An 11,552-nucleotide genomic window follows, 5' to 3' on the forward strand; every position below is an offset into this window, starting at 1 on the left:
CTGAGCAAGGGTGTGAGCGACCACGATCGGCGCATGCGACAGCTGCCTGAACCCGGTGCGCGGGTCCAGGCAGCGGTGCGGTGAACTCAGTCGCCGACGGTGATCGCCTGCGCCTCGGCGACGCTGTGCGGCGCCGGATCGTGGTCGTCGATGTGTGCGAGGGCCGCGCGGCCGGCCAGCAGGACGAGCACCGCGCCCGCGGTACAGGCCGCGCCGACCCAGAACGGCAGCGCGATGCTGTGCTCGCCGAGCTTGCCCGCGAGATACGGCGCGGCCGCGCCACCGGCGAAGCGGACGAAGCTGTAGGCCGCCGAGGCGGTCGACCGCTCGACCGGCGCGGAGATCATCATGGCCTCGGTGATCAGGGTGTTGTTCACCCCGAGGAACAGTCCGGCCAGCACGGTTCCGATGATCAGCACCGGCTTGTGCTCGGCGAACGCCGCCATCACCGCGAGGTCCGCGGCGAACAGCGCCAGCGCGAGTCCCATCATCGGCAGCGAACCGAACCGCCGCTGCAGCCGCGGCGCCAGGAACACCGACGCGAGCGCGAGCAGCACGCCCCAGCCGCAGAAGATGAAGCCGATCGCATAGGTGCCCATGTCCAGGGGGAACGGCGTGTAGGCGAGCAGGGTGAAGAAGCCGAAGTTGTAGAGGAGCGCGGTGAGGCTGACGGTCAGCAGGCCGCGATGCCGTAGCGCGAGGAAGGGTGCGGCGATCGAGGTGCGGTGCGTCGGTTTCGGGCCTTCGGGCAGCAGCACGACGATGCTTACCAAAGCGACGGCCATCAATACCGAGACACCGAAAAACGGGCCACGCCAGCTGATTCCGCCGAGCACGCCGCCGAGCAGCGGACCGGTCGCGATGCCGATGCCGAGCGCGGCCTCGTAGAGGATGATCGCGCGGGCGACGCCGCCGCTGGCCGCGCCGACGATGGTGGCCAGCGCGGTGGCGATGAACAGGGCGTTGCCGAGACCCCAGCCCGCACGGAAGCCGACGATCTGGGTGACGGTGTCCGACAAGCCCGCCAGCGCCGCGAACACGATGATGATGGCCAGACCGGCCACCAGGGTCTTCTTCGCGCCGAACCGGCTGGACACCACGCCCGTGATCAGCATGGCCACGCCCGTGACCAGCATGTAGCTGGTGAACAGCAGCGAGACCTGCGACGGCGAGGCGTGCAGTTGTTCGCCGATCGGTTTCAGGATGGGGTCTACCAGCCCGATCCCCATGAACGCGATCACGCTCGCGAACGCAACGGCCCAAACGGCTTTCGGTTGGCCGGTGGCCGCACTGGTGTCCGCGCCGTCGGCGCGGGCGGGAGCCAATGTGCTCATCAATGTTCCCTCTATGTCGGATTGTGCTGTGACGTAGCCTTTTTCAGGGCCTCCAGCAGTTCGTTCAAATCGGTGTCCATGCGGGCCAGACGTTCGGTGTCGAAGCCGGCCAATCGCGTGGTCAGCGCGGCGGCGAAGGCCTGTCGCGCATGGGTGAGCCGGTTGCGTCCGGCCGGGGTCAGTTCGACGACGACGGCCCGGGAATCGGCCGCGTCCTTGCGCCGGGTCGCGAAGCCATCCGCGACCAGCCTGCCGATCAGCGTCGTTGCCGCCGGCTGCGAACAGCGGTCGATCCTGGCGAATTCGCTGACCCGCACGGCGCCGTGTTCGTCGAGCACCGCCAGTGCCCGCAACACCGCCCGCGGCAGGTCGTCGCCGCTGATCACCCCGGCCAGCCGAGTGAGCCTGCCCGCGGTAACGAGTAGATCGACGACGATGTCATCCGCTGTGTTCACCTGAGCCTGCTGCACCAGAATATTATTACATAAGCTAACTATGTATGTCTCGTGAACTCGATCACGGACAAGGAACAGCCCCGGTACGCAGTCCGTACCGGGGCTGTGACCTGGGTGTTCAGGAGGTGAGGGTGACCGGGCGGCGGGGTGTGCCGAACAGTTGGGCATTCCCGTGGGCGCGCTTGAAGAACAGCTGCGCGTCGTGTTCCCAGGTGATGGCGATGCCGCCGTGGAGTTGCACGGTTTCGGCGACGATCGTGCTCAGCGCCTCCGAGCAGTGCAGGCGAGCGACCCAGACGTCTTCGGCGGCGGTGGCGGCGTTGTCGGAGACGGCCAGGGTGGCTGCTGCCGAGGCGGACTCGGCCGATTCCAGCAGCACGTACATGTCGGCCATGCGGTGCTTGAGGGCCTGGAAACTGCCGATCGGACGACCGAACTGAACCCGGGACTTGGTGTATTCGACCGTCATCTCCAGACAGCGTGCCGCAGCGCCGACCTGTTCGGCGGACACTGCCGCCCAAGCGATTTCGCGCAGCCGCGCGATGGCGGGCGTGGGATCGCCGGTACCGAGGTGGTGGGCTTCGGCTGCGGTGAAGATGACTTCGGCCAGTTTGCGGGTCGGGTCCATGGTGGGCACGACGCGCCGCGCGACCCCGGCCGCGGTGGCATCGATCTCGAAGAAACCCGTCGAGGTGAGCACGATCAAGGTGTCGGCGGTATGGCCGTCGAGCACGTATCGAGCGGTGCCGGTGAGGGTTCCGCCGGACTCCTGTACTCCTGTTTCTTCCCAACCACTTTCGCCCGCCCAGCACACCGCGAGCGTTCGGGTGCCCTCCGCGACCTCGGGGAGCAGCCGGGCGCACGCCGCCGCGTCGCCGGACAGCAGCACGGCCTGGACGCCGAGAACGGCGGAGCCGAGCATCGGCACCCCGGCCAGTACGCGGCCGAGTTCGCCTACCACCACCAAGGATTCGACCAGGCTCGCACCAACACCGCCGTGCTCCTCGGGGATGGCCAGCGCCGCGACCCCGATCTGTTCACACAGCAGCCGCCACAGTGCCGGGTCGTAACCGAGGTCGGTGTCCATCGCCGCGCGGACCGCGGCGGACCCGGCGTGCTTGGTGAGCAACGCCCGCACCGAGGCGGTGAACTCCTGAAGTTCGGTGTTCGTCATGCGGTCCCCCGCTGCGGCACGGCTGCCTCGCGCAGCGCGTCGGCGATCCGGGCACGGTGTAGATCTGGTGTGCCCCAGGCGGAACGAAGTGCGGTGACCTTGGTCAGCCACAGCGACAGGTCGTATTCGGCTGTGTAACCGATCGCGCCGTGTACCTGCAAGGCCGCTCTGGCGGCCTGGTGCGCCGCGTCGCCACAGGCGAGCACGGCGGCCGAGACGTCGCGGCCACGCGTCGCCTCGCCCATGGTGAGCGCGGCGCGGTACAGCAGCGGTTCGGCCAGATCCAATCCGATCAGCACATCGGCGAGCTTCTGCTTGACGGCCTGGAACTCACCGATCGGCTTGCCGAACTGCTTGCGCTGCTTGGCATATCCGGTGGCGGCGTCCAGCAGCGCGCGACCCGCACCGAGCAGCTGTGCCGCGCAGGCCAGCGCACCGGTGTCGAACGCGACGGCGACGGCGTCCGGTACCCCGTCACCCTCGGCGACCAATTCGTCGGCCGCCACACTGAACATGCGGCGGGCCGGATCGATCGACCGCACCAATCCCGTCCGATGTGCGGTGTGCACCTGATCACCGTCGGCGATCAGCACCACCTCGGCGCTGTCGGCGTCCAGCGCCACCCTGCCCTGCTCCGGCGGCGCGAAAGCGATGGTGCCCAGCGCGGTACCTTCGGCGAAGCCGGGCAGCCAGCGTTGCGCCAGGCTCTTGTCCGGAAGCGCTTGCAGCAGTGCGGGTATCACGGCGGCGGTCTCCACCAGCGGACCCGGCGCGGCGGCGCGGCCGAGCTCCACGAACGCCACCACCAGATCGATCGGCTCCGCACCGACACCGCCGTGCTCGTCATCGATGGCCAGCCCGAGCACACCCGCACCGGCCAGCTGACCGATCAACGCGCGACCGGGGCGCGGATCGCCGGACGCCCAGTTACGGACCGCGGCGGGCGTGCGGCCCGCATCGAGCAGCTTGCGCACGCTGGTGCCGAAGTCGAGTTGTTCGGGGCTGAGCGCGAACCTCATCGGCTGCTCCCTCTCGGTAGTCCGAGCAGCCGCTCGGCGATGATGTTGCGCTGAATCTCGTTGGTGCCCGCGTAGATCGGGCCGGACAGCGCGAACAGATAGCCGTCGGTCCACGGCCCGGATCGCTCGGCGGTCGCGCCGAGCACGTCCAGGGCGGTCTCGTGCATCGCGATATCGAGCTCCGACCAGAACACCTTGGTGATCGATGATTCGGCGCCGAGCTTGCCGCCCTCGTTGAGCCGGGTCACCGTGCCGAAGGTGTGCAGCCGATAGGCCTCGCTGCCGAGCCAGGCGTCCACCACGGCGTCGCGCTGTGCGGTGTTGGCCGGGTCGCCGGTGTCGAGCCACAGGTCGATCAACCGCTGGGCCGTCGCGCTGAACCGGCCGGGGCTGCGCAGTGACAGGCCGCGCTCGTTGCTCGAGGTGCTCATCGCCACCCGCCAGCCCTCGCCCGGCTCGCCGATCACATCGCGGTCGGGCACAAACACCTCGTCGAGGAAGATCTCGGCGAAGCCGGGCTCACCGTCCAGCTGTGGAATCGGGCGCACCGAAACACCATCGGCGGACAGCGGGAACATGACGTAGGTCAGCCCCTTGTGCCGCTCGGCCGCGGGGTCGCTGCGGAACAGACCGAAGGCCCAGTCCGCGTAGGCCGCTCGGGAACTCCAGGTCTTCTGACCACTCAGCAGCCAGCCGCCATTGGTGCGACGGGCGGTGGAACGGATGCCCGCGAGGTCACTGCCCGCCTCGGGCTCGGACCAGGCCTGCGCCCAGATATCGTCGGCGCGTGCCATTCTCGGCATGATCCGGTCGAGCTGCTCGGGAGTTCCGTGCTCGAACAGCGTTGGTGCCAAAAGGAAAATGCCGTTCTGGCTCACCCGGCCCGGCGCGCCCGCGGCGTAGTACTCCTGCTCGAACAGCACCCATCGCAGCAGGGAGGCGTCGCGGCCGCCGTACGACTCGGGCCAGGCGACCACCGAGAGGCGAGCGTCGGCGAGGGTGTGCTCCCAGGCCCGATGCGCCTCGAATCCGGCCTGCGTGTCCATCGAGGGCAGCGGTTGGGCGGGCTTGTTGGCGGCGAGGAACTCCCGGACCTCGGTCTGGAATTCCTGGGTCGCCTGGTCGATGTCGAGATCCACTACGTCGCCCCGTTCTCGGTCGAGGTCGCCTGCGCCTTCATCGTTTTGGCGTTCATGCCGCCCAGCGAGTCGGCGCCGACCTCCGCATTGTGCGCGTGCGCGAAGTGGTGCAGCCCGAACACCGAGTCCATCCCGGTGCGCATGCCCATCAGATCCTCCGCCTGGTTCACCGCCTTCTTGGTCAGCGCGAGACCGAATTGCGGCATGGCGGCGATCTTTTCGGCCAGCGCGAGCGTCTCGTCCTCCAGCTCGGCGCGCGGCACGACCCGGTTGACCATGCCCCATTCCTTGGCCTGCGCCGCACCGAACCGGTCACCGGTGAACAGGAACTCCTTCGCCGCGCGCGGGCCCATCACCCAGGGGTGCGCGAAGTATTCGACCCCCGGAATCCCCATCCGGACAACGGGATCGGAGAAGAAGGCGTCGTCCGACGCGATGATCAGATCGCACACCCAGGCCAGCATGAGCCCGCCGGCGATGCAGGCGCCCTGCACCATGGCGATGGTCGGCTTGGGGATCTCCCGCCAGCGCCTGCACATGCCGAGATACACCTCGAGCTCACGCGCGAAGCGCTGATCGCCGCCGACCTTGTCGACGTGGTCCCACCACAGCGCCGCCTTGTTCGGATAGCGGATGTGGTGATCGCGTCCCGGCGTGCCGATGTCGTGCCCGGCGCTGAAGTGTTTGCCGTTGCCCGCCAGCACGATCACGCCGACCTCGGGGTCTGCCACGGCCCGCTCGAACGCCGCGTCGAGGGCGTAGGTCATCACCGAGTTCTGCGCGTTGCGGTAGTCCGGCCGGTTCAGCGTGACGATCGCCGTGCGACCACGCACCTCGTACGTGACGACGTCACCCTCGTCCGGGATCGGTTCCGACATTACGAAATCTCCTCACGTAGTTGACGCTTGAGCACTTTCCCGGCGGCGCTGTAGGGCAGCTGGTCGCGGAACTCGATGAACCGCGGCACCTTGAAGTTGGCCAGCACGGTGGTGGCGTGGGCGAGCACCTGGTCCTCGGTGAGCGTCGCGCCCGGCTTGCGGACCACGAAAGCCTTGCCCACCTCACCCATTCGGGTATCCGGCACGCCGATCACGGCGGATTCGGCGATGCCGTCCAACCGCGCCAACGCCTGCTCGATCTCGGCCGGATACACGTTGAACCCGCCGGAGATGTACATGTCCTTGAGCCGGTCGGTGATCTTCAGGTATCCGCGTTCGTCCAGCGTGCCGACGTCGCCGGTGTGCAGCCAGCCCTCGGCATCGATGGTTTCCGCGGTGGCATCGGGATCGTCGAGGTAGCCGAGCATCACGTTCGGCCCGCGCAGCAGCACCTCGCCGTTGGGCGCGAGGCGCAGCTCGAAGTCGGCGATCGGGCGGCCGCAGGTGCCCGCGATGGTCGCCGCGTCGTCGTCCGCGCGGCACATGGTGCCGAATCCCGCCGCCTCGGACAGCCCGTAAGCCGTGATGACGACGTCGAAGTCGAGCTCCGCGCGCATTCGCTCGATCAGCACCACCGGGACGGTCGCCGCCCCGGTGACGGCCACCCGCAGCGAGCTGAGGTCGAACTTGTCGCGGTCGGGGTAGTCGAGAATCGTCTGGTAGATGGTCGGCGGTCCGGGCAGCACCGTGACCTTCTCCTCGCTCACCAATCGCATGGTGGCGGGCACGTCGAACACCGCCTGCGGGATGATCACGGCCCCGGTGACCAGGCAGGCAAGGATGCCCGCCTTATAGCCGAAGTTGTGGAAGAACGGGCTGACCACCAGATACCGGTCGTCGCCGCGCAACGTCGCGCACTCCGCCCAGGCCCGCACCACCGACAGCGCCTGCCGATGGGCGACCACGGTGCCCTTGCTGCGGCCGGTGGTGCCGGAGGTGAACAAGATGTCGGAGGTGTCCTCGGGGCTGACCGCCGACGCGCGCTCTTCCGCTTCGGCAGGCGTGGCCTTTTCGGCGACCCCGGCGAGCTCGGACCAGTCGAATGCGGTCTCGTCACTGGTCCGGGTGCCCGGTTCGACGGGGATGACGATGACGGTCTCGATATCGAGTTCCGGGGCGCTCACGCGCAATTCGGCGAGCCGGTCGCGGCCGAGGAAGGTGCCCGCGATGAACAACGCCCTGGCGTCGACCCGGCGCAGCACGTCGGCGGCCTCGTCGGCGACGTAGCGGGTGTTCAACGGCACCAGCGACGCGCCGACATAGTGGGCGGCCAGCGCCGCGACGACCCAGTGGTGGGTATTGGGCGCCCACATGGCCACCCGGTCACCGGACTGCACGCCGCGCGCGATGAGCGCCCGCGCCACCTCCTGAACCGCCGCGAGCAGCTGCGTCCAGTCCAGCCGGACCGCGCCGTCGGCGAGGGCGGGAGCGGTGCCGAACGTGGCCGCGGCATGCCGCAGCGCCAGCGGAGTCGTCAGAGCAGGGGTTGTCACGGTGGTCCTTACGTCCGTGTCGGGCACTTATGCGAGCGCCCTACAAAGCAAGTGCTTGGTAGGTTATCCTACCGGCGTGGGTGCGATCCAGACCTCAGAATCCGACACCGCCGCGTCCGGCGGGCGGTTTTCCGCGACGCAAGACGCGCGATTCGCCGCCGAGGTGCGCGAGTGGCTGGCGGAGAACCTGAACGGCGAATTCCGCGAGCTGCGCGGGCTCGGCGGACCGGGCCGGGAACACGAGGCCTTCGACGAGCGCCTGGCCTGGGACCGGCACCTGGCCGCCGCGGGCTGGACCTGCCTGGGCTGGCCGAAGGAGTACGGCGGCCGCGAGGCGACCGTGCGCCAGCAGGTGATCTTCCACGAGGAATACGCGAAAGCGAACGCGCCCGCCCGGGTTTCGCACGTCGGCGAGGAACTGCTCGGGCCGACCGTGCTCGCCTTCGGCACCCAGGCGCAGAAGGACCGCTTCCTGCCCGGCATCCGTACCGTCGGCGAGCTGTGGTGCCAGGGCTATTCGGAGCCGGGCGCGGGCTCGGACCTGGCCGCGATCACCACCGCGGCGCGGCTGGACGGCGACGAATGGTCGATCAACGGCCAGAAGATCTGGACCTCGCTGGCCCACGTCGCCGACTGGTGCTTCGTGATCGCCCGCACCGAGCGCGGCTCGGTCCGCCACAAGGGCCTGTCCTACCTGCTGGTTCCGATGCGCCAGCCCGGCATCGACGTGCGCCCGATCATCCAGCTCACCGGCACCTCGGAGTTCAACGAGGTCTTCTTCGACGACGCGCGCACCGCCGCGGACCTGGTGGTCGGCGCGCCGGGCGAGGGCTGGCGCATCGCCATGGGCACCCTGACCTTCGAGCGCGGCATCTCCACCCTCGGCCAGCAGATCAGGTTCGCCAGGGAGCTGGCCGACGTCGAGGCGCTGGCCCGCCGCACCGGGGCCGCCGACGATCCGCTCATCGCCGACCGGATCGACCGGGCCTGGGTGGGCCTGCGGGTACTGCGCGCGCACGCCATCCGCACCATGGAGGGCGCGGGCGTGGACGACGGGGGACAGGCCTCGGTCGCGAAACTGTTGTGGGCCAACTGGCATCGCGGACTCGGCGAGCTCGCCATGGCCGTGCTCGGCCCGGCCGGCCTGGTGGCCGAGGAGAACGACTTGAACGAATGGCAGCGGCTGTATCTGTTCACCCGCGCCGACACCATCTACGGAGGTTCGAACGAAGTGCAGCGCAACATCATTGCCGAGCGCGTGCTCGGTCTGCCGCGGGAGGCGCGTCCATGAGGTCTGTGACGGAGCCGAGCGCCGGCGAGGTGCAGTCATGAGCGGCCTATCGGTGGCGCCGGCTCCCATCCCCGGGCACGGTCTGCTGACCGGCCGTGCCGCCGTCATCACCGCCGCGGCGGGCACCGGCATCGGCTCGGCCACCGCGCGCAGGCTGCTCGCCGAGGGCGCGGATGTGGTCGTCTCCGATTGGCACGAGCGGCGTTTGGCCGAGACGGCCACCGAACTCGCGGCCGAGTTCCCGGACCGCAAAGTCGCCTCGATCGCCTGCGACGTGCAGAGCACCGAGCAGGTCAACGCGCTGGTTCAGGGTGCGGCCGAGGCGCTCGGCCGGATCGACATCATGGTCAACAACGCCGGGCTCGGCGGCGAGACCCCGGTGGTCGACATGACCGACGAACAGTGGGATCGCGTCCTCGACATCACCCTCAACGGCACCTTCCGCTGCACCCGTGCGGCGCTGGGCTACTTCCGTGCCGCGGGCCACGGCGGCGTGATCGTCAACAACGCCAGCGTGCTCGGCTGGCGCGCGCAACACGGTCAGGCCCATTACGCCGCGGCCAAAGCCGGTGTGATGGCGCTGACCCGGTGCAGTGCCGTCGAGGCCGCCGAACTCGGCGTGCGGATCAACGCGGTCGCGCCGAGCATCGCCAGGCACGCTTTTCTGGACAAAGTCAGTTCGACCGAACTGCTCGACCGGCTCTCCGAGCGGGAAGCTTTCGGCCGGGCCGCCGAGCCCTGGGAGGTCGCCGCCACCATCGCCATGCTGGCCAGTGACTACACCTCGTATCTGACCGGTGAGGTCGTTTCGGTCAGCAGTCAGCGCGCCTGACGGCAGGCAATATTTTCGTGCATCGGGACAACGGCACCCCGGGAATTCGGCGATCCACCGTAGTTTCCCAACATCTTTCGCTATCGAGCTATCCAATCGCTGTCCGGTAACCGGTGGTTCGTGGCGGCGAGCCGCACGGACTGGACGGGCGGGTGGGCCGGGTGATCCGTATGTGCACGGACGCGCCAGAGTGCGTTCGCCTTCCAGCGCTCCGCGTACATCGAGCAAATGGGCGGCTGATCAGGTAGAAAAGCCCAAGCCAGATGCGGCCGGGGTGTGCGATGCTGGATTACATCGGATCCCGCACTCTCCAAAGGGGCGATGGCTATGGGCCTGGATAGCCCAGCTGCCCGCGAACAACTGGAACTCGAATTGGTGCGCGAGGTGGTGCTAGCCAGGCGCAGACTGGACAGCATGGTACTCGCCGCGCTAACTCTCGGCGCCGAGCTGATCGAGCACACGTCCGAGTACGCGACCGCCGTGCGCGCCGCCCAGATTCTCGAGCAGTACGCCGTCGACGAGCGGGCGGTCACCCGCGACCCGCGCGGCGCACTACGCGCCGATATGGCCCGAGATCGGGAGCGGGCCAAGCAGATCGGGCTCGGCACCGATCACGCGGAGACCGAGCAGGACCGGCGCAGACATCGGCAGTCCGCCCTGCTGTGCGAGGTGCGCGCGGACCTGCTCGACGTGGTGGCGAAGTGCCGGAAGTTCCGGTTCGACCGGGTCGCCTTCGACGAGGAGATCGCGCAGGGCCTCTGCAACGCCACCGACAAGCTGGTGATCGGCGCCGATATGGATACCTATCAGGCCTGGCAGCGCGGCATGGTGCTCAAGCTGATCGAAGAGCCGATGGCCTACGGCCCGCCGCGGGTGATGGCGACGGTGGACGCCGGGCCGGGGCGCGGGCAGCTCACCGTCGAATGGGACAGTTGCGAACGCAGGCTCGCGCTGGTGGCCCGGTTGGCGAGGGCGGGCATCGCGCCCGTGGTGATCTGCGATCGGCTGCTGGCGGACCTATCGATGTCCTCACCGCTGCGCTATTCGATGCGCTGAGCAATTACTCCCCACTGCTGGACGGATCAATCGCGCGCCGCCCTGTACCAAGCAAATGCTTGGTTGTATTATGGCCGATGTGACCGCACCCGACGCTTCGAAATCAGCACGGCGCAATGAACTGCTCGCGCTGGCGGCCGAACTGTTCGCCGAGCGCGGACTGCGCGCCACCACCGTGCGCGACATCGCCGACGCGGCCGGAATTCTATCGGGGAGCCTTTACCACCACTTCGATTCCAAAGAGTCCATGGTGGACGAGATCCTGCGCGGCTTCCTCGACGATCTGTTCGGGCACTACCGCGAGATCGTCGGCGCCGGGCTCAGCTCGCGAGACACCTTGGAAGCCTTGGTGATCGCGTCCTACCAGTCCTTCGACCGGCACCACGCCGCGGTCGCGATCTACCAGGCCGAGGCCAAGCGCCTGCGCACCGCCGAGCGGTTCACCTACATCGCCGACTACAACCGCGAGTTCCGCGAGCTCTGGCATCGCGTACTCACCAACGGCGTGACCGACGGCAGCTTCCGGCCCGAGATCGACGTCGAACTGGCCTACCGATTCCTGCGCGACACCGTGTGGGTCGCGGTGCGTTGGTACCAGCCGGGCGGTGCCATCACCGTCGACAACCTCGCCAAGCAGTACCTGACCATCGTGCTCGACGGGCTCACCGTCTCCGATCAGCACACCACGTAGGAGTTCTCTGATGTCAGCACCATCCGCACCCCGCCGCCCCTATACCCCGCTGCGGGACGCCTACGTGATCGATGCCGTGCGCACCCCGGTCGGCAAGCGCGGCGGCGCGCTGGCCGCCGTGCACCCCGCC

At 68.6% G+C, this 11,552-nt stretch carries 11 protein-coding genes and 1 pseudogene; 5 read left to right on the top strand and 7 right to left on the bottom strand.

Going from position 1 to position 11,552, the window contains the following annotated elements; genetic code table 11:
• Positions 1–86 precede the first annotated feature (86 nt).
• From NN4_RS37780 to NN4_RS37810, 7 genes are all read right to left on the bottom strand, one after another.
• Positions 87–1,334, bottom strand: coding sequence for an MFS transporter (locus NN4_RS37780; protein ID WP_147141199.1), 1,248 nt, complete (start codon positions 1,332–1,334; stop codon positions 87–89).
• A gap of 11 nt (positions 1,335–1,345) precedes the next feature.
• Entirely contained in the window at positions 1,346–1,789 is a 444-nt protein-coding gene (locus NN4_RS37785; protein ID WP_246181302.1) for a MarR family winged helix-turn-helix transcriptional regulator, read from the bottom strand.
• Between the two features lie 118 nt (positions 1,790–1,907).
• On the bottom strand, positions 1,908–2,963 hold the full coding sequence (locus NN4_RS37790; protein WP_147141207.1) for an acyl-CoA dehydrogenase family protein: 1,056 nt from the start codon (positions 2,961–2,963) through the stop codon (positions 1,908–1,910).
• Positions 2,960–3,982, bottom strand: a complete 1,023-nt coding sequence (locus NN4_RS37795; RefSeq protein ID WP_147141211.1) for an acyl-CoA dehydrogenase family protein — start codon at positions 3,980–3,982, stop codon at positions 2,960–2,962. Before NN4_RS37795 ends, NN4_RS37790 begins: the two co-directional genes overlap by 4 nt.
• Positions 3,979–5,121, bottom strand: a complete 1,143-nt coding sequence (locus NN4_RS37800; protein WP_147141214.1) for an acyl-CoA dehydrogenase family protein — start codon at positions 5,119–5,121, stop codon at positions 3,979–3,981. Before NN4_RS37800 ends, NN4_RS37795 begins: the two co-directional genes overlap by 4 nt.
• Complete coding sequence (locus NN4_RS37805) at positions 5,121–5,999, bottom strand: enoyl-CoA hydratase (protein WP_147141216.1); 879 nt, start codon at positions 5,997–5,999, stop codon at positions 5,121–5,123. The genes NN4_RS37800 and NN4_RS37805 overlap by 1 nt, the downstream gene beginning before the upstream one ends.
• Positions 5,999–7,552 carry a FadD3 family acyl-CoA ligase gene (locus tag NN4_RS37810; RefSeq protein ID WP_147141219.1) on the bottom strand — a complete coding sequence of 518 codons (1,554 nt, stop codon included), beginning with the start codon at positions 7,550–7,552 and terminating at the stop codon, positions 5,999–6,001. Before NN4_RS37810 ends, NN4_RS37805 begins: the two co-directional genes overlap by 1 nt.
• A gap of 85 nt (positions 7,553–7,637) precedes the next feature.
• On the opposite strand from NN4_RS37810, the gene NN4_RS37815 reads away from it, so the two are divergent.
• The 5 genes and pseudogenes from NN4_RS37815 to NN4_RS46425 all read left to right on the top strand — a co-directional run.
• Entirely contained in the window at positions 7,638–8,843 is a 1,206-nt protein-coding gene (locus tag NN4_RS37815) for an acyl-CoA dehydrogenase family protein (protein ID WP_371865805.1), read from the top strand.
• Between the two features lie 37 nt (positions 8,844–8,880).
• Positions 8,881–9,675 carry an SDR family oxidoreductase gene (locus NN4_RS37820; RefSeq protein WP_107653902.1) on the top strand — a complete coding sequence of 265 codons (795 nt, stop codon included), beginning with the start codon at positions 8,881–8,883 and terminating at the stop codon, positions 9,673–9,675.
• A gap of 327 nt (positions 9,676–10,002) precedes the next feature.
• Positions 10,003–10,731 (top strand): hypothetical protein, encoded by a 729-nt coding sequence (locus NN4_RS37825; RefSeq protein WP_107653903.1) that lies wholly within the window; start codon positions 10,003–10,005, stop codon positions 10,729–10,731.
• Between the two features lie 70 nt (positions 10,732–10,801).
• Positions 10,802–11,422, top strand: coding sequence for a TetR/AcrR family transcriptional regulator (locus tag NN4_RS37830; RefSeq protein WP_167768909.1), 621 nt, complete (start codon positions 10,802–10,804; stop codon positions 11,420–11,422).
• 10 nt (positions 11,423–11,432) lie between these two features.
• Positions 11,433–11,552 (top strand): annotated as a pseudogene (locus NN4_RS46425) (acetyl-CoA C-acetyltransferase); the annotation flags it as partial.

It is taken from the genome of Nocardia ninae NBRC 108245 (genome assembly GCF_007990755.1).
GTDB lineage: Bacteria > Actinomycetota > Actinomycetes > Mycobacteriales > Mycobacteriaceae > Nocardia > Nocardia ninae.